Annotated in this window: 18 protein-coding genes, 1 other RNA gene and 1 pseudogene; 2 read left to right on the top strand and 18 right to left on the bottom strand. The window is 73.8% G+C overall.

The genetic code is table 11. From position 1 onward, the window contains the following. Positions 1-432: 432 nt before the first annotated feature. From QOZ88_RS19550 to ssrA, 10 genes and pseudogenes are all read right to left on the bottom strand, one after another. Positions 433-1,626, bottom strand: coding sequence for a TIGR02679 family protein (locus QOZ88_RS19550; protein WP_306001374.1), 1,194 nt, complete (start codon positions 1,624-1,626; stop codon positions 433-435). Between the two features lie 191 nt (positions 1,627-1,817). Beyond that, the gene (locus QOZ88_RS19545) at positions 1,818-6,788 is read right to left on the bottom strand and encodes an SbcC/MukB-like Walker B domain-containing protein (RefSeq protein ID WP_306001373.1); all 4,971 of its coding nucleotides are present in this window, start codon (positions 6,786-6,788) and stop codon (positions 1,818-1,820) included. After that, on the bottom strand, positions 6,785-8,218 hold the full coding sequence (locus QOZ88_RS19540; protein WP_306001372.1) for a TIGR02678 family protein: 1,434 nt from the start codon (positions 8,216-8,218) through the stop codon (positions 6,785-6,787). The genes QOZ88_RS19545 and QOZ88_RS19540 overlap by 4 nt, the downstream gene beginning before the upstream one ends. Then, positions 8,215-9,888 (bottom strand): annotated as a pseudogene (locus QOZ88_RS19535) (TIGR02677 family protein). Before QOZ88_RS19535 ends, QOZ88_RS19540 begins: the two are co-directional and overlap by 4 nt. Positions 9,889-10,411: 523 nt before the next feature. Further along, positions 10,412-11,014, bottom strand: a complete 603-nt coding sequence (locus tag QOZ88_RS19530) for an abortive infection family protein (RefSeq protein WP_306001371.1) — start codon at positions 11,012-11,014, stop codon at positions 10,412-10,414. 88 nt (positions 11,015-11,102) lie between these two features. Next, on the bottom strand, positions 11,103-11,258 hold the full coding sequence (locus QOZ88_RS19525) for a hypothetical protein (RefSeq protein ID WP_306001370.1): 156 nt from the start codon (positions 11,256-11,258) through the stop codon (positions 11,103-11,105). 196 nt (positions 11,259-11,454) lie between these two features. Then, a complete protein-coding gene (locus tag QOZ88_RS19520) occupies positions 11,455-12,444 on the bottom strand; it encodes a hypothetical protein (RefSeq protein ID WP_306001369.1) in 990 nt (329 codons plus the stop codon). A 1-nt stretch (position 12,445) separates the two neighbouring features. After that, entirely contained in the window at positions 12,446-13,192 is a 747-nt protein-coding gene (locus tag QOZ88_RS19515) for a hypothetical protein (RefSeq protein WP_306001368.1), read from the bottom strand. After that, positions 13,189-14,049, bottom strand: coding sequence for a TIGR04255 family protein (locus QOZ88_RS19510; RefSeq protein WP_306001367.1), 861 nt, complete (start codon positions 14,047-14,049; stop codon positions 13,189-13,191). Before QOZ88_RS19510 ends, QOZ88_RS19515 begins: the two co-directional genes overlap by 4 nt. Before the next feature lie 330 nt (positions 14,050-14,379). Beyond that, positions 14,380-14,754: a transfer-messenger RNA gene (gene ssrA / locus QOZ88_RS19505) on the bottom strand. Positions 14,755-14,862: 108 nt separating this feature from the next. Here ssrA and QOZ88_RS19500 point away from each other — a divergent pair. Both QOZ88_RS19500 and QOZ88_RS19495 read left to right on the top strand, forming a co-directional pair. After that, a complete protein-coding gene (locus QOZ88_RS19500) occupies positions 14,863-15,600 on the top strand; it encodes a sulfotransferase-like domain-containing protein (protein ID WP_306001366.1) in 738 nt (245 codons plus the stop codon). Between the two features lie 3 nt (positions 15,601-15,603). After that, on the top strand, positions 15,604-16,503 hold the full coding sequence (locus tag QOZ88_RS19495; protein WP_306001365.1) for an aminotransferase class IV: 900 nt from the start codon (positions 15,604-15,606) through the stop codon (positions 16,501-16,503). A gap of 204 nt (positions 16,504-16,707) precedes the next feature. On the opposite strand, the gene QOZ88_RS19490 is transcribed toward QOZ88_RS19495, so the two are convergent. The 8 genes from QOZ88_RS19490 to ftsX all read right to left on the bottom strand — a co-directional run bounded on the left by QOZ88_RS19490 (position 16,708) and on the right by ftsX (position 23,985). Next, positions 16,708-17,859 (bottom strand): magnesium and cobalt transport protein CorA, encoded by a 1,152-nt coding sequence (locus QOZ88_RS19490; protein WP_306001364.1) that lies wholly within the window; start codon positions 17,857-17,859, stop codon positions 16,708-16,710. A gap of 422 nt (positions 17,860-18,281) precedes the next feature. Beyond that, entirely contained in the window at positions 18,282-19,160 is an 879-nt protein-coding gene (locus QOZ88_RS19485; protein ID WP_306001363.1) for an SCO6745 family protein, read from the bottom strand. A 9-nt stretch (positions 19,161-19,169) separates the two neighbouring features. Further along, positions 19,170-20,168 (bottom strand): GNAT family N-acetyltransferase, encoded by a 999-nt coding sequence (locus QOZ88_RS19480; protein ID WP_306001362.1) that lies wholly within the window; start codon positions 20,166-20,168, stop codon positions 19,170-19,172. A 44-nt stretch (positions 20,169-20,212) separates the two neighbouring features. Beyond that, positions 20,213-20,593: a VOC family protein gene (locus QOZ88_RS19475; RefSeq protein WP_306001361.1), complete on the bottom strand. Its 381-nt coding sequence runs from the start codon at positions 20,591-20,593 to the stop codon at positions 20,213-20,215. Continuing rightward, entirely contained in the window at positions 20,590-21,483 is an 894-nt protein-coding gene (locus QOZ88_RS19470) for an amidohydrolase family protein (RefSeq protein WP_306001360.1), read from the bottom strand. The genes QOZ88_RS19475 and QOZ88_RS19470 overlap by 4 nt, the downstream gene beginning before the upstream one ends. After that, entirely contained in the window at positions 21,483-22,403 is a 921-nt protein-coding gene (locus QOZ88_RS19465) for an NADP-dependent oxidoreductase (RefSeq protein ID WP_306001359.1), read from the bottom strand. Before QOZ88_RS19465 ends, QOZ88_RS19470 begins: the two co-directional genes overlap by 1 nt. 70 nt (positions 22,404-22,473) lie before the next feature. Beyond that, complete coding sequence (gene smpB, locus QOZ88_RS19460) at positions 22,474-22,950, bottom strand: SsrA-binding protein SmpB (protein ID WP_091930005.1); 477 nt, start codon at positions 22,948-22,950, stop codon at positions 22,474-22,476. Between the two features lie 150 nt (positions 22,951-23,100). Then, positions 23,101-23,985: a permease-like cell division protein FtsX gene (gene ftsX, locus QOZ88_RS19455; RefSeq protein ID WP_306001358.1), complete on the bottom strand. Its 885-nt coding sequence runs from the start codon at positions 23,983-23,985 to the stop codon at positions 23,101-23,103. Positions 23,986-23,995 lie beyond the last annotated feature (10 nt).

The following is a 23,995-nucleotide window of genomic DNA, read 5'->3' as shown; positions in this document are numbered from 1 at the left end:
CGGACCATCCCAGCGAGCTGGTCGAGCTGGGCAGACGTCGCCGCGGCACACACCGAAGCGGCAAGCGAACTCCGCGATCGGGCCGACTGGACGGACTGGGAGGAGCGGACCGCGGCCTACATCGAAAGTCGCGGCCAGTACGCCGCCTTCTTGGCCGCCGCACCCAGTGGCTCCGCCCGGCGCCTGGCCCTTCAACTGTGGAGCGGAGACCCGCCCCGACTCAGCGTGGCCGACACCGCAACGATCGCCGCCGCCATCCTGACCCAACCACCGAAACAGGACATGCAGACCAACGATGGGCAAGTGAGCCGGAACCACTGACAGTCGACCTAGGGCCTGTGTCCCGCGAAGCCTGTGCGCCAGCACCCACTTCTCTGCGGGCGGCTTTAGAGCCACCTCAGTGTTCGATTAGCGGACAGGTGCGGCGTTGGCCTACGAGCGGCGGGCCGGAGGTCCAGCTCGGCGCGCCACCTCACCGTTCAGGTCGGCGACGAGCAGATCGAGCACGTGTTCCTCTTCCACGGCGAGGCCGGCGGAGGTCATCGCCCCGACCAGGTCGGTATCCCAGCCGGCCGTTAGCGCCGCCGGCACGGCGCCCAGCGGGCGCAGCTGCGGATGCGCGGCGGATAGCGCCGCGGCGTAGTCGCCGGCGCCGAAACGCCATGACGTCGCGCCAAGACCGAACACCTCGGCGGCGATCTGCAGCCCCTGCCAGTCGAAGTCCCCGTGGTACCGCAGCCGCGCACCGTCGCCGATCAGCGCGGTCAGTAGCCGCATTGTGGCCACGCTCGGCCAGCCCTCCACGCACACCACCGGCGGGCATGCCGCGCCCAGCCGCGCGACGGCGTCCTCGACGACGCTCGGGTTCTCGCACACGAACACCTCGCCGGGGCACGTCAGCCCACCGCCGCCGTCCAGGTGCGCCTGAACCTGCGCAAGCGTCAGCCGCACCGCGAGCCCCGCGTCGGCGTTGACGGCCAACGTCACCGGCAGCGGACCGCCGCCGGTGACCCGCAGTCCGCACACCAGCGCCGTCGACGACACCGTGTCCACCGCGACCCCGACTGCCGCCCATAGCTCCCGCCGAGCCGCGGCGCCCTCGGGAACCGGTCGGCCGGTCAGCCGCACCAGCGCCCGCAGCACCGCCCCCACCACCGGGCCACCGTCCAACGCGTGCGCCCGGCCCAAGGTCCGCTGCGCCAGCCGCGCCAGGCCGGTGCCGGGATCGGGCAGCGCAGCCAGCACCGTCAGCGCATCAGTGAGTACCTGACCCCGGACCACCGGATCGCCGGGCATCCGGCCAGCGGCCCGCTCATCGGCCAGCCACCCCGCAAGCTCCGGATGCCGGGCCAGCGCCGGATGCTCGGCCGCAGCAGCCCACACCGCCACACCGGCCGCGGCCTTCGCATCACGCGCCGCCCGCCGCGCACCGGCCGTATCTCGCAGCGGCCCGCCGGCGGCGATGAGTGCCGCCGCCAGCCCCGCCTGCAGGCCGCTGGCGCGCAGCAGCCGGTCGGTCCGGCCCAGGTCGACGGTGACGACGCCGGACCGGTGGGTCGGCCAGCGCAGGAAGTTTGCCATCGCCGCCACCTGCGCCTCGGTCAGCCCGGCCAGGTCGACCCGCACGCGGCTGCGGGACAGGTCGGCCTCCCACGCGGTGCGGACTGCGCCGGTCAGCCACCGCCAGCCCGGCGCGACCAGCACTGCCCGCACCGCGGCGGCATGGTCCGCCTCGAGCGCCTCGGCGACCGACAGCGGAACCTCCTCGGGCTCCGGCGTCTCCAGGGAGTCGGCTGCAGGCGACCGGCTGTCCGCGGTCACGAGAACAAATCACCCTGCTCGGCGGTCCCGCCGAGGTCGGACAGCAGGTCGTCCTCCAGGAGGTTGTGCTCGGCGGCGCCATCCCACACGCTGCGGGCTGCGAGGACGGCGGTGTCGGAGGCGTACAGCTGGTAGATGCTCAGCCCGTCCAGCTGCGGGTACAGGCCCCGCTCGCTCTCGCTGGTGGCGACCAGGTCCAGATCCAGGTCACCGATGAGCTCGAACAGCTCCCCACGGTTGTCCTCGTCGACACCGGCGAACACCTCATCGAGCAGGATCAACCGCGGCGCGCCGGGCCGCTCGGACCCGTCTCCGTCGGTGAACCGCAGCGGCGCGTTGTCGCTGTAGCTGGCCGCCGCAGCGAACAGCGGCAGGTGCAGGCACACGGCCTTCTCCCCACCCGACAACGCACCGTGCGCCTTCCCGGTCAGCGGCGTCCAGCCGGTTTCGGAGCCGCGCTGGAACTCCACGACGAACTTCCACCACTGCCGGTAGTCCAGCAGCTCGGCCAGCTGCGCGGTGTAGTCGACCTCGGCGTTCGCCCGGACCTGCGCCACCCGCGCCCGGAAGAAGTCGGCCAGGCGCTCCTTCTCCGACTCCAGCGGCGCGTCCTTGGCCATCAGCTTCACGATCTCCTGCATGCCCGGCGCGTTCGTCTCATCGGGCGCCCACCGCAGCTGCACCCGCAGCCCGCTGCCGGTCGGGTGCGCAGCCATGAGCCGCGCCATCTGCGTCACCTGCGTGCGGGCGTCACGAACCCGGGAGGTCACCTCCCGGCGGGTGTCGTCGGCCAGGAACCGGCGGAACAGCTCGGCCTCCTCGGCCGCGACCAGCCCGGCGGCGGTGTCCCGGTCCTCCCCGAGCGCGCCGATCATGTCCAGCAGCGGCAGCGACCGGCCGCCGCGGACGGCGTGCAGAACCATCAGGCTGGCCCGCTGTTCATCGCGCACGCTCACCCCACCGTTGGCCAGTAGCGGATCGAGTTCGTACCGGCGCTCATGGACCCGGTTCGCGGCCGCCTCGACTGCCTCCGCCGACCGCGGCAGCCGGTCCCCGACCGCGTCACGGACCGCGCGGGCGGCGGTGCGGACCGCCCGCAGGCCCAGCCCACCATCGGCTGGCTCCCCATCGCCACCCTGACCTCCCTCGCCGCCGGCGGGCAGGTCGGCGCCGGCGGCCTCGGCCAGGCCGGCGACCGCCAGCAACCCCAGCCGGGCCGCGGCCAGGAACGCCTCGTGGGCGGCGGCGCGGGCGGTTTCGGCCGCGATGCGGGCCGCAGCGACCGCGCCCAGCGTCGCCTGCGCGGTCGCCTGGGCGATCAGCTGCTCCCGCTCGGTCTTCGCCAAGTCCTCAAGCTCCTTGAGCAGGTTGGTGCGCTCGCCTTGCAGGCGGGCGAGATCGTCGACGATGTCGGCGTACTCGGCGCCGAAGCGCTCGGTCTTGGTCTTCAGCCGCTCGTCCGCCTGGGCGTACGCGCCGGCCGCGGCGGTGGCCGCGGCCTGGGCCTGGGCGGCGTCATCGGCGCTGCTCAGCGACGCCCGCAGCGCCAGCGCCGCCGCCCCGGTCGCCCGGACGGTGTCGGCCGCGGCCCGCAACCACCGTTCGGCGGCGGCCCGGTAGCCGCGGACCGCGGCAGCCAGCGCTGCCGGGTCGGTGCCGGCCGGCAGCCCCGCGCCGGCCAGCGCCGCATCCCGGGCCTCGTCGGCACCGATGGCCACCGACCGTGCCCGGCTCTCCTCGGCCTGCCGCTCGGCGAGCCGCTGCCCGGCCACCTGCAACGCGGCGCGGGGGCTGTGCAGCGCCGCGCGGGCGGTGGTGACGGCGTCATCGGCCGGCAGCGCGTCCCGCTCCCGGCCGACGGCGGCCAGGTCCTCCCGCACCGCCGCCGCGGCCTGCTCTCGCACAATCGCCGCCGCCTGCCACGCCTGGGCCGCGACCGCGGCATGGCCGGCCGCTTCCCGCAGCGCCGGCCCGTGCCCAGCGGCCGGCTGCCCGGCCACGGCGGCGACCGCCGGCCCAGCGTGCTCGGCCAGCGCCTGCACCGCCCGGGCCCCCGCGTCGTCGTGGGCGTCAACGGCCACGCCGACCGGTAGCGGCGCCACGTCGGTCGTGGCCGCGCGCAGCTGCGCCGCGCAGCCCTCGGCGCGCTCGGTGACGGCGGCCGCCGACCGAGACGCGGCAGCCTCGGCGTCCCGCAGCTCCTCGTCGTCGGCCACCGCGCCCCGCTCGGCGTCGGTAGCTGCCAGTCGCTGCTGCACGACCGTCAGCTGGCCGTTCAGGTCGGTGACGGCGGCGGTGAGCTCGCCGAGCTCGGCGCGGACGGCGGCCAGCTTCGCCCGCCGGTCGGCCTCGCGGGCGGCCGCGCCCAGCAGCGTGACGTCGGAAACGCGGTGGGCGCCGGCGAGCGCTCCGGCCCGCCACGTGCCGTCGGCGCCGATGACCAGGCCCCCACTTGCATCGGGGGCGTCGGTCGTCGTGCCGGTGGCGCTCGGCAGGCAGGCGATCCGGGACAGGACTGCGGTGACGACGTCGGCGGGCACCGGCGTGTCGGCGTGCCCGGTGCTGTCGGCCGGGACCAGGACGCCGGCGAGGCTGGAGGCAACCGGAGGTACGTCGGCGATCAGTTGCGTGTCCAGCAGCGGGCCACCGCCGTCGGCGGAGCGGAGCGTCCCGTCGGGGCTGAGCCACGCATCGGCCAGACCGGCACCGATCGTGGCGGCCTCGATCCCCAGGTGCTCGTGCGCGGGCACGGTGTCGGCGAACTCGACCAGCAGGTACAGCGGCGCACCGGCGCGACCGGTGCGGTCGGCGCCGCGGGTCGCCGGCACGGGCAGCTGCGGCAGCCCGCCGGCGGCCAGGTGCTCCTCGGCGGCGGTCAGCTCCTCGATGCGCTCGGTCAGCGGCCCCCGCCGCGCTTCCAGCCCGGCCTGGACACGGTGCAGCTGCTGCGCCGCGTCGGCCGCGGCCGCCGCCGCCCAGTTCCGCGCGGCGGCGGCCAGCCGCAGGTCGGCGACCGCCGACCAATCCGGCACCGCCGCGGCCTGGGGCAGCTCGACCAGTCCGGCGGTCCACTGCCCGACCTGGGTGCGGAACGCGACGCCGGCCGCGTCCCGGGCGGCGGCAGCGGCCGCGGCACGGTCGGTCATCTCGGCCAGCGCCTCCAGCGACTCGGCGGCCGCCTGCGCGCGTGACGCCGCCTCGGCCCGGGCGGAGACGATGGCGCCCAGCGCGGTCTGCAGCTCCAGCAGCGCGGCTGTGCGGGCGGCGGCGGCCTCGCGGGCCCACCGGCGGGCGAACTCGGCCGCGGTGGCCGGCTCCCACGGCAGCGGCGGCGCCTGCCCGGCGCGGAGCTGGGGCGAGTCGGCGGCCCACGTGGTGAGCTCGTCGAGCCAGCCGAGCATCGTGGCCCGGTCGCCGTCCAGTGCGGTGTTCAGCGCCTCCTCGACGGCGGCGACATCGCTGTCGGCGCGTTCGGTCTCGGCGTGCGCGGCGGCGGCGCGAGTGTGCTTGTCCGCGGCGGCCGCCGCCAGCGACACCAGCTTGCCAACCTCCCCGGCCCACGGCGACAGTCGCGCGCTCAGCTCGTCGGTCAGGCCCCGGGCGGCGGTGACCGCAGCGTCGAGGGCGACGTCGTCGGCGACATCGGAGGCCCGCAACTGCGCCACCGACTCGGCCAGCTCGGCGTCTAGGCCGGTGGTGTGCGCACCGCCGGCAGCGTCGGCGGCGACCGCGCGGGCGTCGGTGAGGGCCGCGACGGCGTTCTCGGCCTGCTGGGTGCGCCGGTCGGAGGTGGCCGCGTCCCGCGTCGCTTCCTGCTGCGCCCGCTGTGCCCGGCCGGCGGCGGCGCCGGCTTCGGTCTCCAGAGCCGCGACGAGCTCCCGCAGCGGCTCCAGGTCCGCCCCTTCGGTGAACGCCTCGGACTCCTGCAGCGCGGCCATCCGGCCCGAGATGCGGGAGGTCCGCTCCCCTATGACGTCGCGGCGGGCTCCGATGGTCTTCAGCTCACCGGTCGCAGCGTCGACGGCGGCCTGCGCGGCGGTGGCCCGGTCCCGGACGCTCTCGATGCCGGTCTCGGCGGCGGCGACCGCGTCCGCGCGGGCAGCGACCGCGGCGCGGGCGTAGCGCCGGTAGGAGTCCCGCAGCGATCCCAGGTGCTCGATCGTCGCGGTGAGCTCGGTGACCGCCGCGGCGTGGCGGTCCAGCCGCTCGAACCCCTCGGCGAGGTCGGCGACGGTGGCATCGGCGACCGGGGGGAGGCTGTCGCGCAGCACCCGGTTCAGCTCGGCCTCGTCCAGCTTGTCCGACAGCTTCGGGCGGCGCAGCTGCCGCAGCGTGCCCCGCAGCGCGTCGAACCGCTTGTCCGGCATGTGGAACAGCGCGGCATTGACCGCCGTCCGGTGACTGCGGGCGTCGGCGTGCACCTTCCCCGGCCGGCCGGCGGCCGTGTGCTGCTCCAGCTCCTTGGCAAGCGCGTTCTTGTTCAGCGGCTCCCGGCCGGGGCTGCCGACCGACAGGTCCACCCCGATCCGGGCGTTGGTGGTGAAGTACGTCGGCTTCACGTCACCGCCGCGGGTGCCCTCCAGCATCGCGCCGGCGGTGAAGAACTCCCCGGTGCCGTCGGCGGTCTGCCGACCGAACTCGACCCACACGTAGGCCCGTTCGCTGGTCCGCGTCCCAGTCTTGTCGAACCCGATCAGCCACAGGTACATGTTGCGGTTGTTGCCGCCGAACGTGGACAGCTTGCTCGGAGTCAGGTCGGCGTCGAACACGAACGGCAGCAGCACCTCCAGCGCCATCGACTTGCCGCTGCCGTTGTTGCCGCGGATCAGCAGCCGGCCGCGGTGGAAGGTGAACGTCTGCTCGTCGTAGCGGAACAGGTTCACGATGCCGGCTCGCAGTGGCTCCCACCGTCCGCGGGTCGGCTCCGGGACTCCCGTGAGGGTGCTCATCGGCACGGTGGTGGTCATCGGTCCTCCTCGGCGTGAGCCGGGTCGTCGAACAGCGGCGTCGGCTCGGCGGCCGAACTGCTGGGGGTGCGGCCGGAACCCGGGCCGTCCTCGGGGGATGCGCCGTTGGTAGCCGGGAGGGCGCGAGTGTCGGCGATCGTGGGCCGGTAGCGGCCCGCGGCCGCCAGCAGCGTGACGCCGGTGCTGTCGACGGCGGCCAGGTCAACCGCCGCCAGCAGCTCCAGGGCGGCGTCGGTCAGCCGCACCGCTCCGCCGTCGTCCTGGTGGGCCCGCGCCCAGCCGGGGTTGGCCCGCAGCCGGTCGGCGACGACCGCCTCGGCCACGGCCCGGGGATGCCGGACCGGGCCGGTCGGCACGTCGTCCGGCTGCAGCTTCTCCAGCAGCAGCAGCGCGGCGAACTTGGCCAGGTCGTTCCCCTCGGGGAACCGGATGTCGGTGGCCCGGTCGTCGGGGTCGATGACCGCCCAGCCCTCGGCGCGGCGCTCCAGCTCCAGCCCAGCCTCGGCGACCCACGCCGAGATCGGCGCGATCGTCTGCTGCAGGTACGTCCGCTCGTCGTCGGTGAGCCGGTCCAGATACATCACCGGGTCGTCCAACAGCATCCGCATGACCCGGTGCCGGGCACGGCGACGCTGCTGGTCCTCGCTCAGCCCCGGCGCGCCGCTGGAGGCCAGCGATTGGACCCGGGCCAGCGACCGCCCACCGAGCCCGCCCACGGCCCCGAAGACGTCGTCCCCGTCCGGGGCGCCGTCGTTCCGGCCGTCTGCCTTCGGGGCGTCGGGATCGTGCCAGGGCCCGTAGCGGTCCTCGTGCAGCAGATGCGCCACCGACGTCGCCAGGCTCGGCGGCCGCGGCGCAGCGATGAGATGGGCCAGCCGGCGATCGTCGATGTCGTACAGCACGTCGGCGGCCTCGGTGTCGGCGTACTCGCCGCCGCGACTGTCGACGACCCCGAGCACTCCCAGCCCGATGAGGGCGGTGACGGCGTCGATGAGCGCGATCCGCTCGGGACGCAGCGCCGAGTCGAACTCGGCCACGCCCTCGACGTCGGCGGTGACCGCCTGCACCCGCGACACCAGGTCGTGCAGGCTGATCTGCGGGCGGGCGGTGTCCGACAGCACCGCCGCGACGACAGCGAGCAGGCTGTACCGGCGAGGCGTGAACGGCCGCGGGGTGCTGCGCGCGGTCCGCAGCCCGCGGGTCGGTGACGGCCGGGCGGGCAGCTTGCGGAGCCGGGCGAACCCGTGCCGGGCGTCGACGTACAGCGCCCACCCGCACTTCTCGTCGAACCACCGCTGCAGCCACGTCGCGTGCGCCACGACTCGGGCGAAGTCGTCACCGGCGCGGCGGTCCAGCAGCGGGGACGTCAGCAGCGCCCGCAGCGCCCGGGACCGGGCCTCGGCGGTGTCGATGACCGCCACCGAGCTCACGGGTGCACCGCCGCCGGCGCCCCGGCGGTGGTCAGAGGGGTGGTCTCGCTCGGCCCCTCGGCCGGTGTCCTGGTGGGAGTCGCGCTGCCGGCGCGGTCAGCGGCCGCGCGGGCTGCCGCGCGCGCCGCAGCGCCGGGCACGATGTGCACCGTGTAGTTCGGCACCGTCCACACGCCAGAAGTGGCATGCAGCCGGGCGGCTGCTTCCGGCTGCGGATCGGTGAGCGTGATGTGCAGCGTCGCGTCGACGCTGGTCGCGGAGCGGCTGCCGTCCCTGGCGCGGCGGGCACGGACGGCCCGGCTGATCAGCGACACCAGCAGCATCAGCGAGTCGTGCTCCAGCGGCTTGCCGTGCACTCGCCCGATCTCGCCGATCGATACCTGGCCCAGGCCCAGCAGCGTCCGGGTCGCCTGCGCCCGCCCGTCGCTCTGCGCGCGGGCGGACTCGGCCAGCTTCCGCTTGTCGGCCGACCGGTCGCGGACCTGCATCGCACGGCGCACGTAGTCGGTGCGTCCCGAGGCGCGCAGCTGCCGGTTCAGCTCGACCGCGCTGGCCGGTGACCACCAGCTCGTCGACGCCGGCACCCCCTCGGTCGGGCAGACCGCGCCCAGGTGCCGGGCCGGCGACAGCCCGAACGCGCCGTGCCACAACAGATGCGCCCGCTCGTTGGTCTCGGCTGCTTCGAACATCGCGGCCAGCGCCAGCAGGTCCACCGACCGACCCGACAGGCTGGTCGTGGCCTCCCGGATCCGTTCGGCAACCCGCGCGATGCCCAGCACCGCGTCCCGGGCCTTGCTGTACAGCACCGCGGCACCGGTGCGGGCTTCGGGCGCGGCCCGAAACCAGTCGGCCAGGCCGGCCAGGTGTGCCCGGGTCAGCGTCGTCCACGACTCGGCCGCCCCGTCACCCTCCAGCGACAGCTACCCCGACGCGGCCTGCGCGGCGGCCAACGCAGCATCGCGGCGGGCGGGGTCGACGGCGTCGACGGCGTCCAGCCGGCGCCGGATCTGCCCCGACAGGGTGTCCAGGTCGCCGATGAAGTCCTGCAGGTAGGCGATGGTGTCGGTCTTGAACAGGATGAACTCGTCGGTGTCGAGCACCGGGGAGCTGAGCAGCTTGTTGACCTTCTGCATGAACGCGGTCGCGTTCGTCGTCAGGCTCTTGAACCGGGTGTGCAGGTCCACGCACAGCCCGAACACGTGCTCGCCGTCGGGCGGGTCGGTGGCCAGCGCCGCGCCGAGCTCGGCGAGCTTCTCCTCGATCTGGCGCAGCGCGACCGCCTGCAGCCCACCGATGCGCCGCAGCCCGTCCTCCAGCGTCGCCAGCGCCTCGGCCGCTGCTTCCCCGCCGGGGGTCAGGTCGTACACGTAGGCGGTGCGGCCGTAGGAGTCCAGGTTCGTCGCGCGGGCGGTGTCCTGGTCAGCGGACAGGTTCCCCCAATGCCGCAGCGTGGACAGGCGGGCGGCGACCTCATCGATCGTCGGCGCATCGTCGTCGGGGTCCAGGTGGCCGCCGGCCAGCAGCAGTTGGTGCACGTCGGCCGGGGACAGCCGGCCGGTGTAGCCGGCCGCAGCTACCGTGAACACCTCCACGATGGACCGGTACAGCGGGGCGTCGGCCACCGTCGCATACCGCAGTAGCGGCTGTGCATCGAGCCGGCGTCCAGGCATGCAGGTCTCCCTCGTTGGTGGGGTCCGCCCGGACGCTACTGGCGCCTGATGACAGTTTTCGTACGCCGACCAGGGTTTGCACCGTTCCCGGTGACGCCGGCTCCAAGCGGTTCAGCCCACGCGCACGTCGCTGCGCAAGGGACTCGCTGAGCACGGCGCTGCGGGCTCGTACCGTGCTGGCGTTGAGTCAGGCAGGGCCTGGAGTGGGTGCGCACTTCCACCAAGGGCCTTGACGACGCTGCGTCTGGCAGCGACGACGCCTACGCGCGGGCAACCGAACACGCAATCGGCCGCGGTCCGTCGGCTCCGGCGGATGACCCATGTCCAGCCGAGCATCTGCTCGAGCGGCTCGGCGCGTTCAGCTCCCCCCGGCTGTGGCGGTCACGAAGATCAGGACGACGGGAGCGTGGCCAGCGCCTCGCGGCGCGAGCGGGCAGCCGGTCGGGCCATGGCGTGAAGCTAGCTGCGCCGGGGCTCCGGTGGCACGTCCGGTGTGGTGGGGCCGCGGTGCGGCGGCGGCCGGCTACCGGCGCCAGGGCGCGGCCGGGTCGGCCAGGGTGTCGAGGAGGAACCGGCAGTAGGCCGTGCCGCTGTGCACGGCCAGGCGGGCGTGCCGCTCGGTGAGGCCGCGCAGAGGGGTGTCGCGGCCGTGATCGCGGCCATAGCGGTTGCGCAGTTCGTCGATGCCGATGGCGACCTTGTACAGGCCGTCGAGGACCATCTTGAGGCTGGTGTCGCCGGCCTTGTCCGGCGCCAGGGTGCCGACCATGAGGTCGAGCGCCTTCTGCGCGTCGGAGACGAGGGTCGGGAACTTCACGTTGCGCGCCCACGTCCCGCCGGTCTCGCGCAGGACGATCTTGGCGGTGCTCTCGATGAGGGTCTTGACCGCGCTCAGCGCACAGGCCGGGTCGGTGTCGACCTCCCGGTCGATGCGCACCAGGTGCTCCTGCAGCACCTCGATGTCGGCGATCTGATCCAGCAGGATCTCCACGCGGCGGCCGGCGGCGGCGCGCAGCCGGCCGTCGGGGCCGGGCGCGAAACCGTCGTCGGTCAACGCCCGCATCAGCTTGTCGCGGGCCCGGTCGCCGGACTCGTCACCACCCGGTGGCAGGACGTCGGCGAGCACGTCGTCGAAGACGCGGAGCAGCTTGCGCCGGTCCTCCGGGGCGCCGAGGTCCAGAGAGGCCGACGTACTCGGCGGTCAGCCCTCGGCGCTACCCGTTGACGCCCCGCACCGCTTCTTCGGCCACCTCGGGCGGCGGCGGGTTGATGCCGTGGTCCTCGAAGAGGTGCCCGATGGGCGTGAGGCTGGAGTACTCGGTGAGGATGTCGCCGAGGATGCTGAGAGTCCGCTTGGAGAAGGTCGCCATGGCGGGCCGACGGTAGCTGAAGGGGGCGGCCTCGAGTCCCGCTGCGGTGAACGCGGCGGGGGCTCGAAGGCAACGCATCAGGCCGCGTCGGCCCAGTTCTTGACCTGCTGCAGGACCGCTCCGGGTTCTGCAGCGGGCCGCGCGAGTCTGCTGGCAGAGGGTTGCGACGGCGGGGTGGGGTCCGGAGGTGCGGCGCTCACCAGAACACGGGTTGACCGAGCTCCGGGATGCGCAGGTAGTCGCTGTCGCGGTACCGGCCGACGCCGACCTTCTCCAGGTCGCCGAACCAGATGGGGGCGAGCACGATGCCGTTGCTGGCTCGCAGCAGGCGTTTGCGCTCCTGGGTACGCCACTCGCGTAGCGGTTGCCGGTCCTGGGCGGTGAGGTCGTCGAGGGTCACGGCGAGGATGCGCACGTTGCGCGGCTTGAGCCGGTCCCCGTCCGTAATCTGCAGCCGGAACTGCTCGATGAGGTCGGGCCACAGCTCTCCGGCGGTCCGGGCTTGGTCGACGAGGGCGCGGAGGCCGGGGACCAGGCCGCCGGTGATCTCGTCGTGTAGGGCGGGGCGGCGGAACTTGGCCGCGACCCGCTCGGCGAACTGGATGGCCTCGGCCGGGTCGGCGAACCCGGGCACGCGCTCCTGCCGCAGCAGGATGGCCTTGCTGACCGGCAGGGAGATGCGCAGGTCTGCCGCCCAGGTGCCGGGGGCGGGGACGTCGGGGACGTAGACGAGGTCGACCTTCTCCCCGCGCTGGATCTCGAGGATCTTGCTCTTGGCGAGGTGGGTGATGTCCTGGAGCGGGGACACCTGCACCGTGGGGTGGCGCTGACCTGGCCCGCCGGCCACCACATCGCAGGTCTGCGAGGTGATGATCGCCCAGCTGGTCGGGGGCTGCCCGGCGTCGGCGTCAGCATCGGCCGAGTCGCTGACGTCGAGTGGGTCGGCGGGCGCGCCGTCCCAGGGGACGACCGGCCAGCGGTGGCCTGCGGTGGGCTGAGCGGCGAGCCCGGTGAGTTGGTCGACGTCTTCGGTGCCAGCCCAGAACAGGCCGACCTCGCGGATCAGATCGCCCTGCTGCCACTTGTTCAGGGCCCGCTTGGTGGGGCGGTCGACGAGGGCGCCGGGGAGGTAGACGGCGTCGACTCCGGTGGGGCGTTCGTGGGCCGGAGGTTGCGAGGCGGGCACGTCAGCGTGGCCGCCCCGCGCGCCGGGCCGGCTGCGCCGCAGAGACCTTCCGCGGGCGGGCGACCGCCACCTCGGTCACTTCTGGGTCGGTGCGGTCACCGCCGACGCCGTAGGCGCCGGCGTAGTTCGGGGCGCCGGTGGTCCGAGCTGTCGGCCGTGGCTCGGCGGCCCGCACGAGGGCGTCGAAGTTGCCGTTGGTGAGCAGCTCAAGGCGGGCGGGGTCGGCCAGCAGCCAGCCGCGCGGGCTGCCGCCGAGCAGGTCCTCGAGGTCCTCGACGGACTGGGCTAGCGCCCACAGGCGACCCTGGCTGGCCACCCGCGGCCGCGGGGCTGCTGGCTTCTTCCACGTGTAGTACGTGCTGCGGCTGATGCCTGCGGCGGCGAGCACGGCGTTGACCGGGATGCCCAGGCGTCCGGCGAGGTCGTCGATGACCGCGACCGCGTCGTCGGTGCCGGTGACGGCGTCGGTCTTCCCGGTGGCCTGCTCGGTGATGGTGGACACGACGCCGAAGAACGCCCCGCCGCGCTCGACGAGGAAGGTCTCGGTCAGTCCGGTTCCGGCCCGCAGCATCGCCACGGCTGACATCGGGGCGTTGACGGTGTCGTCGAAGTGCACAAGTGCAGCACGCAGGGTGGAGTCGGCGACCGCGCGCAGCCGGGTGTGCCGTGTGGCGACCCGCTCGTTGTAGGCAGCGATGTGCTCGTAGTCGCCCAGCGACGATCCGGTCGGTGCCAGCGCGAGTGTCATCGGGCGCCTTCCTCAACGGTGTCGGTGGCGGGGTCGGTCGGGGTGTCGGTGCGCTGGAGACTACGCAGGTACTCCGGGGTCAGCGTGGCCTGGAACAGCGACGCGGCGGTGCGGTTGAGGACCTCTGCGCGGCGGACCAACTCGGCGGTGTCGAAGCGGATGGACTCGGCGTCGTAGACGTCGATGTCGACCAGGTAGCTGACTGCGCCACCAACGGCGGGGTCGGCGAACGGGCCGTGCCGCAGCAGTGCGCCCTGGGCCTCCCCGAGGCCGAGTTCGACCTGCTGCTGGGCGCCACGGACGTGGGCACCGAAGACAGGGTGGCAGGCCGCGCCGAGCAGATCCGGATGGATCCAGCCGCGCCAGTCCGCCGGTGTGCGCGCCTCGGCATCGACGAAGCGGTCGATGTAGCGCAGCCCGATGCGGTCGACCACCGACGGCATGAGCAGGTCCTCGGCAACGGCGACCAGCGCCTCGAGCACTGGCCGCAGAGTCACGCTCCACCGTTCGTAGCGGGTCGTCTGCAGCACCACTGCGCTGGGCAGAAGGGTGATGTGCGAGGTGCCGTCAGCGGAGTGCAGCTGCCATCCGCGGGCGACCTGCTGCACCTGCGAGGACGGCGCGGCACCCGGCTGCATCTGGATCTCGATGCGGCCCTCCTGCGCCTGCTCCTGGCGCACGTAGGAGTGCCCGAGGGCGGCCAGCCGCTCCCGGGCGGCGAGCGCGACGTCGGCGGGGACGTCGGCGGCGTCTCCGACGAAACGGACCTCGAGGACAGCGAGCTCGAGCGGCGGAGCGATCAGCAGCGTCCGATCGGCCGGGGGCAACCCGGCCAGCGGGCCGGTCTTGTCGGTCATGTCCAGCACACCTCCTTCCTCGGCAGCGGGAACCTGGACTTTAGTTGGACACGGTGCGCGCGGCCAGAGGGTGGTCAAGCAGGTCCTTCGTTCGTGGGGCGCCTGGTGGTGGTGCGGGACTGCGCTGAGCATGCCCGCCGGGTGTGACAGTTCGGCCGGTCAGCGGACAGCCGGTGACCTCGCCGGTCTCCCCCGGGCACTAGGACTGCCCCCCGCTTGAGCGGACCGTCGTTCGCAGGCTCGTAGACATGAGAAGCCGGGTGCCACCGCTGACAGCGGTGGCACCCGGCTTTTCGCCAACTAAGGTCCCGGCTTTTCGCCAAGACCCCGGGGTGGAGGTGGCGGGAATCGAACCCGCGTCCTTCGACGCATATCCAGGGCTTCTCCGAGCGCAGTCCGCTACTGCCTCTGCTCGACCCCATCGATCTCGCGGACAAGTCGATGTGACGGGCCCAGTCGCTGTGAGATGTCCCGTGAACGCCCGCGACCGGCACTCACGGTGAGTCATCTAGCTGATGCCAGGATCCGGGCCGATGACGAACCCGGGCTGACAGAGTCGCCTCGCTACTTAGGCAGCGAGGGCGAACTCGCGCTGACTGGAGTCGGCGCTTGTGTTGTTTCCAACGCGTGGTTAACGAGCTCATCGTTGGCTTCCTCGGCTCGCTTCCCCTGGACACCCGACCGAAGTCGAGACCAATCACCCCCTGTGCAGTTGTGCAGTCAGGGTAACGGCCCCGTCCAGCCGGTTGTTCCCCCGGCGGGACGACACGGCCGCCGGGTGCCCACGAGCCCGCCGTCCGGCACGATGCCTGCATGACGGGGACCGGCCGGACGACGACGCCGGTGCGGATCGCGATGTGGTCGGGGCCGCGCACCCTGTCGACGGCGACCATGCGCGCCTGGGAGAACCGCCCCGACACCGTCGTCGTCGACGAGCCGCTCTACGCGTACTACCTGGCCGCGACCGGCTTGGACCACCCGGGCCGCGACGAGGTGATCGCCAGCCAGCCCACCGACTGGCGCACCGTCGTCCGCACCCTGACGGAGGACGACCTGCCCGACGGCGCCACGATCTCCTACCAGAAGCACATGACCCACCACGTGCTGCCGGAGGTCGACCTCGACGCCTTCGCCGGGCTGCGGCACGCCTTCCTGATCCGCGACCCGCGCCGGCTGCTCCCCTCCTACGCGCGGGTGCGCGAGCAGCCGACCCTGGCCGACCTCGGCCTCGCCCAGCAGGTCGCGCTGCACCGCCGCTTCGGCGGCCCGGTCGTGGACTCCGACGACCTGCTGCGCGACCCGCGCGGCGTGCTCACCGCCCTGTGCGCGACGCTGGACGTCCCGTTCGACGAACGCATGCTGTCCTGGCCGCCCGGCCGCCGGGACACCGACGGGGTGTGGGCGCCGCACTGGTACGCGAGCGTGGAGACCTCCACCGGCTTCGGCCCGTACCACGACGCACCCGTGGAGCTGCCCGGGCCCCTGGCCGGTCTCGCCGCCGAGTGCCTCCCCCACTACGACGAGCTGGCCGACACCCGGCTGAGGAGCTGACCCGTGCTGCAGCAGTTCGACGAGCGCAACCGCGACCTGGTGGTCAACGTGGACGGCCGGCTGGCCCACCGCGACGAGGCCGGCGTGAGCCCGTTCGACTCCGTCGTCCAGGGCGGGGACGCGGTGTGGGAGGGGCTAAGGCTCTACCGCGGCCGCATCTTCGCCCTCGAGGAGCACCTGGCCCGGCTGCGCCGCTCGGCGCAGGCGCTGGCGTTCGCCGAGATCCCCGACGACACCGCGATCGTGGAGCAGATCCGCCGCACGCTGGCCGCCAACGGCATGACCGACGGTGTGCACGTCCGGCTCACCCTGACCCGGGGCGTCAAGGTGACCAGCGGCATGGACCCGCGGCTCAACCGGAGCGGCCCGACGCTGATCGTGCTGGCCGAGCACAAGCCACCGGTCTACGACACCGGCGGCATCACGCTGGTCACGTCGAGCGTCCGCCGGCCCACCCCCGACGTGCTCGACCCGAAGATCCACCACAACAACCTGCTCACCTCGATCCTCGCCAAGATCGAGGCCAACGTCGCCGGCGCCGACGACGCGCTCATGCTCGACGCCCGCGGCTTCGTGGCGGAGACCAACGCGACGCACGTCTTCTTCGCCGCCGGCGGGGTGCTGCGGACCCCGACGACCGGGGCGTGCCCCGAGGGCATCACCCGCGCCGCGGTGCTCCGGCTGGCCGCCTCGGCCGGCATCCGCACCGAGGTCGGTGACTTCTCGACGACCCAGCTGTACGCGGCCGACGAGGCGTTCGTCACCGGCACGATGGGTGAGCTCACGCCCGTGCTCGCCGTCGACGGGCGGCGGATCGGCACCGGCGAGCCGGGCCCGCTGACGCGGCAGCTCTCGGCCGCCTACGGGGAGCTTACCGCGAGCAGCGGTACCCCGGTCGTCTGACCGCCGGGGTCGGTCCCGCGGGAGCGGCCTGGCCGGGGAGGAGGGTGGCCGAAGCTCTGCCTCTGAGTGCCAGGAGCACTCAGAGGCAGAGCTTCCGCAGGGTGACCGTCGGACCCCGGGGGACGGGCTGCCGTCCCGAGCCTGCGCCGGCCGGCCTTCGAGGTCCCGCGCCGAGCGTGCGGGGCGTGGGGGGAAGGCCGGTCCTCAGATCCAGTCGCGGCGCTTGAAGACCAGGTAGAGCGTCAGGCTCACGCCCACCATGAGCAGCAGCGCGAACGGGTAACCCCAGACCTCGTCGAGCTCGGGCATGTGGTCGAAGTTCATCCCGTAGACGCCGCCGACGAGGCTCGGCGCGAAGAGGATGGCGGCCCAGGCCGAGATCTTCTTGACCTCCTCGCCCTGGGCGATCGAGGTCTCCGTGAGCTCGCGGATCTCCTCGTTCTGCCGCTGCGCCACCAGGGTCGCGTTCACGGTGAGGATGTCGCGCAGCTGCAGCCGGAAGCCCTCCACCCGCTCGGTGACCTGGATGACGTGGTCGGCGACGTCGCGCAGGTAGCTGCGCAGCTCCTCGTCGACGCCGTACTTGTCGAACCCGGCGGTGAGCGCGGCGATGATGCCGGTGAGCGGCTGGGCGGCCCGCTGGAACTCCAGCACCTCCTGGGACAGCTCGTAGATGCGCCGCGAGACGCCGGGGTCGCCCCCGAACACCTGGGTCTCGATCTCGTCGATGTCGTTGGCCAGCCCGTCGACCACCGGTCGGTACCCGTCGACGACGGCGTCCAGCGTCGCGTAGAGCACCGCCTCGCTGCCCCGGGCCAGCAGCTCCGGGTCGCTCTCCAGCCGGCGCCGCACCCGCGACAGGTCCGGCGACTCGCTGTGCCGCACGGTGATCGCGAAGTCCGGCCCCAGGAACAGGTGCAGCTCGCCGAACTCGACCTCCTCGGCGGCGTCCAGGTACCGCGCGGCCTTGAGGACGACGAACAGCGTGCTGCCGTAGCGCTCGAACTTCGGCCGCTGGTGGGCCTTGATCGCGTCCTCGACCGCCAGCTCCGGCAGGTCGAACAGCTCCGCGAGGCCTCCGAGCTCCCCCGGCCCCGGGCGGTACAGCCCCAGCCAGGCCAGCCGCCCCTCCCCGTGGAGGAGCTCCTCCCGGCTCTCGGCGGGCGACTCCGGCGTCGCCACGCGGCGGCCCTCGGAGTACACGGCGTTGTCCACGATCCGCGAGGGGACGGCCGGCGCGTCGGACAGCACCGCGGACGCCGTGGCGCCGCTCGGCGTCGGCACGGGGGCCGGGCGCGGTGGGCGGCGGCCCAGCGTGGTCAGGGCGGTCAGCGGCGCGAGGCGGCGCTCGGTCATGACGGGCTCCCGGGGCGAGGGGACGGCGGTGGGCACCGGAGCGGCCCTCCTCGCCCCCGTGGCCGCCCCGGCCCGGGTGCGGGCAGGGCGGGACGGGCGGCCTCCCCTGCGGACCCGGCACGGCGTGCGGGGCGGGCGCGGGGAGATCCGGTCAGCCGGCGGAGAGGACCTGGGGATCGGTACTGGGAGGTTCGCTGCGCACGACGTCCGCCTCCCCGGTCCGGGCGCCTCCGCCCACGTGTTCTCGGCCGTCGACCATCGTCCCACGCCGAGCGCGGGGAGCCGGGCGTGCGATCGCCCACACGGGTGAGGGGGCGGTTCCCGGGGGTCAGCCCGCGACGCCGAGCACCAGGTCGACCAGCAGCCCCTGCTCCCCACCGCTCGCACGCTCGCGGCGGTCCCTGCAGGGGCCGGGCGCCGGGTCAGCGGCCGAAGATGCCCTGGCCGAAGGCGCCGTTGGCGGTGATCACGCGCGACAGGCCCTTGCCGAGCTCGACCACCCGCGCGGTCTTCTCCGCTCCCAGCTGCAGCCACGGATCCGCGGCGAGCGCATCGGTCTGCACCTCGATGCGGGCGCGCAGCTCCTCACCCTCCTCGGTCAGGCCGGCGTCGTCGAGCAGGCCGCGCTCGGCCAGCGCGGCGCACGCGGCGTCCCACTGCTCGTCGCTCCACCCGCGGGTCGCCTTGGCCGCGGGCACGGTGAACCCGCGGCCGGTCGCGCAGTGGGTGATCAGGGCCTCCAGCCCGGTCAGCCCGGCGTGCACCAGGACGGCGACGTGCCCGTCCCCGCGGTGCTCGCGCAGCAGGGTGGTGCCGTGCCACAGCGCCAGCAGCGGCTCCTCGGGCCACGGCAGGTCGGCGTGCCCGGCGAACAGCGGGCGGCCCTCCGCGCTGAGATCGGCGCACGCCTCGCGCAGCAGCCCGGCGAGCTCGGCCACCTCGGGCGATCCGGCGATCTCCTCGCCGAGCAGCCGGGTGAGCGACGCGCGTGCCGCGTCCAGGCGGGCGGCGAGCACCTGCTCCGGCGTGGCCAGCGTCCAGGCGCGCGGGATCATGTGCGCCACCAGCGACGGGGCGAAGTTGTAGAAGGTGGCCGTCACGACGCCGGCGCCGACGGCGCCCATCGCGGCCGCCCGGCCGGCGAAGTAGACCATCCGGCCCGTGCGCAGCCCGAGGGCGCCGAGGTGCTCGTCCTGCTCCGGCGCGAAGTAGAGCTGCGAGTGCAGCGGGTCGATCGCGCGGTGGGCGCGGCCCACGAGGGCGGGGTCGAAGGCGGGCTCGGGCTGCTCGGCGCTGACCATGGGCGCACCCTAGCCAGCGGCCACCGGCGGCAGTGGCAGGGACCACGCCACGCGGGTCCGCACGGTGCCGAAGCCGAGGCTCTCGTAGAGCCGCAGCGCCCCGGTGACGTTGTCGCTGTCGACGTCGAGGGCGGCCGTGCGGCAGTCCTGCGCCGCGGCCGCGCGCAGGCTCTCGCCGATCATCGCCGACGCCAGGCCGCGGCCGCGGGCCCCGGACAGCACGCCGATCTGGCCGAGCACCACCTCCCGGTAGCCGCGCGCCCGGGTGTCGGCCTCGTACACGTAGGCCAGGAGGTAGCCGGCCACGGCGCCGTCGGCGACCGCGAGCACGGAGAGGTCGGGGCGGAAGGCGCGGCTGCCGGTGAACAGCCGCTGCCACGATTCGGCGTCGCGCTCGCTGGACCCGTGGTGCTCGGTGAACGCCGCGTTGTGCGCGCGCCGCACCTCGTCGTCGCGGCCCCAGGAGAACGGCACGAACTGCACGCCCGGGACCTCGCGTGCCTCCGGCAGGTCGGTGAGCGGGCGCTCCATGGTGCGGTACCAGCGCTCCGCCGTCAGCCCGCTGCGCTCGACGAGCCGCTCCAGCCCCGACTGGGTGCCCGTGACGCTCACCACCAGCTGGGCGGGGACCTCCGGGTGCCGCTCGGCGTGCACCTCCGTGCCTCGGGCGAGCTCCCAGCCCAGCAGCGCCGCCCCGATGCCCCGGCCGCGCCGGTCGGGGTGCACCCGGCCGTCGAGGTGGATCCGGTAGGAGCCGCGGAAGGTGGGGCTCGCGGAGACCACCGCATAGGCGGCGAGCGCGCCGTCCGCAGCGGTGACGGCGACCCCGTCGCGCGCGGGGTCGACACCCCAGCCGGTCCACTCCTCGGCGATGTCGTCGGCGTCGGGGAACTCCCCCGTGTCGTCGAGCGCCTCGGCCGCGCCCAGGAGCTCGGCCACCGCCGTGGCGTCATCGGGGCTCAGCGGGCGGACGGTGAGGGCGTCGGGGACGGCGGGCAGCGCGGGCACGGTCCAGAGGGTAGGCAGCCGCCCGCTACGGGACGAGCGGTTTTCTACAGCCGCACGAACAGGCAGAACGGGTGGCCGGCGGGGTCGGTGAAGACGCGGACGTCCTCCCGCGCGTCGGTGTGCCCGCCGACCCGGCGCGCACCGGCCTCCTCCGCGACCGCCGAGGCGGCGTCGAGGTCGTCGACCTGGAGGTCGAGGTGCAGCTGCATCTGCTGGGTACCGGGCTCGGGCGGCCACACCGGCGGGACGTGGTCGTCCTCCCGCTGGAAGGACAACCCGGGGCCGCCGTCCTCGGGCCGCAGCGTGCTCCACTGCGGGTCGTCGTCGCGGATCGGCCAGCCCAGCAGGCGCTGGTAGAAGCGGGCAAGCCCCTGCGGGTCCGGGGTGCCGAGGACGGTCGCGGTCAGCCGGGCGCTCGGGGTCACGCCTCGATCGTGAACAGCCGGGCGCCGTTGCGCCACAGGACCGCGCGGATCCACTCCTCCCCCAGCCCGAGCCGGTGCAGCGCGGCGAGCTGGTGGGCGTAGGGGTACGGGATGGACGGGAAGTCGCTGCCGAGGAGCACCTTGTCGCGCAGCGCCGCCAGCCGCGGGAGGTCGGCCCGGTCGAAGGGCATCAGCCGCTCGGTGAAGTCGGTGGCGAACATGGTGGTGTCCAGGTGCACCCGCTCGTAGCGCTCGGCGAGGCCGAGGAACTCCCGGTACTCGGGCATGCCCAGGTGGGCGATCACCAGCTGCAGCCGCGGGAACCGCTCGAGCAGGCCGCTCATCGGTGCCGGGCCGGTGTGCTCGCCGGCCAGCGGCCCCGAGCCGCAGTGGATGACCACCGGCGTGCCGGTCTCCTCCAGCCGCGCCCAGACGTCGTCGAGCAGCCGGTCCCGCGGGTCGAAGGCACCCACCTGCACGTGCACCTTGAACACCCGGGCACCCCGGTCGAGCGCCTCGGCCACGTAGCCCGTGACACCCGGCTCGGGGTAGAAGGTGGCCGACTGCAGCACCTGCGGGCGCCCCGCGGCGAACCCGGCCGACCACTCGTTGAGCCAGGCGGCCATGCCGGGCTTGTGCGGGTAGGGCAGCGTCGGGAAGGCGCGGACCCCCAGCCGCGCCAGGACGGCGAGGCGCTCCTCCTCGGGCAGCCGGTAGGCAACCGGCCACTCCGCGCCGTAGTGCGTGCCGGCCGCCTCGAAGTACTGCCAGACCTTCGCCTGCACCCGCTCGGGCAGGACGTGCACGTGCACGTCCACCAGCCCGGGCAGCCCCAGCTCGCGCCAGTACCGCGGGACGTCGCCGTCGTCGACCGGTGGCTGGACCGTCATCAGAGGGTGACGACGACCTTGCCGCGCACGTGCCCGCCCGCGACGAGCTCGTGGGCCTGCGCGGTCTGCTCCAGCGGGAACGCCCTGGCGACGGCGACCCGCAGCTGGCCGGCGTCGGCCATCCGGGCGAGCTCCTCCAGGTCGTGCCGCTCCGGGCGCACGAACACGTAGCGCCCGCCCATCCCGTTGACCGAGGGGTCCACCACGCTGGCGATCCGGGAGACGTCGCGGACCTGCTCCGGCGCGTCGGCCAGCGTGTCCCCGCCGTTGAGGTCCAGGACGGCGTCGACGGGCTCGGAGAGCTGCCCGCTGATCGTGCCGGCCGAGTAGTCGAGCACCTCGGCGCAGCCGGCCTCGGCGAGGAAGCCGTGGTTGCGGGGGCTCGCGGTGCCGATGACGTGCGCGCCGAGGGCGACGGCGATCTGCACGGCGAAGAAGCCGACGCCGCCGGCAGCCCGGTGCACGAGCAGCCGGTCGCCCTCGCCGACGGCCAGCGCCTCGGTGAGCGCCTGGTAGGCGGTCAGCCCGGCCAGCGGCACGCCCCCGGCCTCGGTGAACGACAGCGACTCCGGCTTGTGCGCCAGGCAGCGCTGCGGGGCCGGCACCAGCTCGGCCGCCGTCCCCCACTGGACGTCGTCGCGGCGCAGGTAGCCGAACACCTCGTCGCCGGGAGCGAAGTCGACGACGGCGGGGCCGACGGCCTCGACGACGCCGGCGAGGTCCCAGCCCGGCACGATCGGGAAGTGGTGACCGAAGTTCCCGGCCAGGTTGCCCTCGCGGATGCCGATGTCGACCGGGTTGACCCCGGCGGCGCGAGTGCGCACCAGCACGGTGTCGGGGCCGACGGGCGGCTCGGGCAGGTCGTCCCGCAGCCGCAGTACGTCGACCCCGCCGAACCGGTCGTAGGCGATGCCTCTCATGGGCTCACCGTATGCGCGGCCCGTCGGCGTCGCCGCGCCGGCCGGGTGTTCCGAGCCGCTCGACCGGCTGTCAGCGACGACCCTTCACGTAGCGGCCGAACGCCTTCTGGATCTCCCGGCGCGAGTCGCGCTCGGCGAGGTCGTGCCGCTTGTCGTAGGACTTCTTGCCCTTGGCGAGGGCGAGGGTGGCCTTGACCTTGCCGTCCTTGAAGTACAGGTCCAGCGGCACCAGCGTCAGGCCGCCCTCGCGGGTCTTGCCCATCAGCTTGTCGATCTCCTCGCGGTGCATGAGCACCTTGCGCTTGCGGCGCGGGGCGTGGTTGGTCCAGGTGCCCTGGGTGTACTCGGGGATGTGCACGTGCTGCAGCCACACCTCGCCGTCGTCGATCGAGGCGAACCCGTCGACGAGCGAGGCACGGCCGGCCCGCAGGCTCTTCACCTCGGTGCCGGTGAGCACCAGGCCCACCTCGTAGGTGTCGAGGATCGAGTAGTCGTGCCGCGCCTTCTTGTTCTGGGCGATGAACTTGCGCCCCTGTTCCCGCGGCATGAGAAGAGGTTATGCCACATCCTCACTCAGGCCGCCCTGCGAGGCGGTTCGAGGAGTGGCGGCCGGAGGCCTCCACGACGAGGCCCGGGAAGGGCTCCACGCCGCTGGGGGACGGCACCTGGCCGCGGTGTCGTCCGGAGGACGACAGTGTCAGAGCCTTACGTACAGCCGCAGCGTCACGTAGGCGGCGATGCCGGCCAGGGCGACGCCGACACCGGAGACGACCACGCTGTTGGTGATGATCGCGTCCCACTCGACCTGCGGGATGATCCCCGCCCGGATCGGACCGGAGAGGGTGCGGTCGATGAAGAGCACCTTGGTCAGGATCAGGCCGCCCGCGGCGAGCAGGCCACCGATGAGACCGGCGATCGCCGCCTCGAGGATGAACGGCAGCTGGGTGTACCAGCGGGAGGCGCCGACCAGCCGCATGATGTTCGTCTCGTTGCGCCGGTTGAACGCCGCCAGCTGGATCGTGTTGGAGATCAGCAGCAGGGCCGCGAGCGCCTGCACCACCGCGACGGCGATCGTCGCGTTGCGCGCGCCGTTGAGCAGGCTGAACAGCCGGTCGAGGAACTCGCCCTCGTCGCGCACCTGGTCGACACCGTCCACGCCGTTGGGGAACTGGGCGGCGATGACCTCGTAGCGCTCGGGGTTGACCAGCTCGACGCGGAAGCTCTCCGGGAGCGCGTCCGGCGGGGTGTTCGCCACCAGCTCGGGCTGCTGGCTGAACTGCTGCTGGAAGCGCGCGTACGCCTCCTCGCGCGACTCGTAGAGGAAGCTCGCGACCTCCTCGGAGGACTCCAGCTCGCCCTGGATCGCCTGCCGCTGCTCGTCGGTGACGTCGTCGGCGAGGAAGATGGAGACCTGGACCTTGTCGTAGTAGATCTCCTTCATCTCGGAGATCATCCCGGCGATGAGCAGGCCGGTGCCCATGAGACCGAGCGAGATGGCCGTCGTCAGGATCATCGCGACCGTCATGGTCAGGTTGCGACGAAGCCCGGTGGCCACCTCGGAGAGCACGAAGTTGACGCGCATGGATTCCCTG

The sequence above is a fragment of the Blastococcus carthaginiensis genome (assembly GCF_030731085.1).
Classification (GTDB): domain Bacteria; phylum Actinomycetota; class Actinomycetes; order Mycobacteriales; family Geodermatophilaceae; genus Blastococcus; species Blastococcus carthaginiensis.
Note: the sequence above shows the minus strand (reverse complement) of the source record. Positions and strands in the feature narration are given on the sequence as shown.

Excerpts from the sequence above, each read along its gene's own strand:
- QOZ88_RS19465 (WP_306001359.1), bottom strand. The coding sequence starts at position 22,403 with ATGAGAGGCATCGCCTACGACCGGTTCGGCGGGGTCGACGTACTGCGG.
- smpB (WP_091930005.1), bottom strand. The coding sequence starts at position 22,950 with ATGCCGCGGGAACAGGGGCGCAAGTTCATCGCCCAGAACAAGAAGGCG.
- QOZ88_RS19490 (WP_306001364.1), bottom strand. The coding sequence starts at position 17,859 with ATGACCGAGCGCCGCCTCGCGCCGCTGACCGCCCTGACCACGCTGGGC.
- QOZ88_RS19515 (WP_306001368.1), bottom strand. The coding sequence starts at position 13,192 with ATGACACTCGCGCTGGCACCGACCGGATCGTCGCTGGGCGACTACGAG.
- QOZ88_RS19545 (WP_306001373.1), bottom strand. The coding sequence starts at position 6,788 with ATGACCACCACCGTGCCGATGAGCACCCTCACGGGAGTCCCGGAGCCG.
- ftsX (WP_306001358.1), bottom strand. The coding sequence starts at position 23,985 with ATGCGCGTCAACTTCGTGCTCTCCGAGGTGGCCACCGGGCTTCGTCGC.
- QOZ88_RS19485 (WP_306001363.1), bottom strand. The coding sequence starts at position 19,160 with ATGGTCAGCGCCGAGCAGCCCGAGCCCGCCTTCGACCCCGCCCTCGTG.
- QOZ88_RS19510 (WP_306001367.1), bottom strand. The coding sequence starts at position 14,049 with ATGACCGACAAGACCGGCCCGCTGGCCGGGTTGCCCCCGGCCGATCGG.
- QOZ88_RS19525 (WP_306001370.1), bottom strand. The coding sequence starts at position 11,258 with ATGGCGACCTTCTCCAAGCGGACTCTCAGCATCCTCGGCGACATCCTC.
- QOZ88_RS19470 (WP_306001360.1), bottom strand. The coding sequence starts at position 21,483 with ATGACGGTCCAGCCACCGGTCGACGACGGCGACGTCCCGCGGTACTGG.
- QOZ88_RS19500 (WP_306001366.1), top strand. The coding sequence starts at position 14,863 with ATGACGGGGACCGGCCGGACGACGACGCCGGTGCGGATCGCGATGTGG.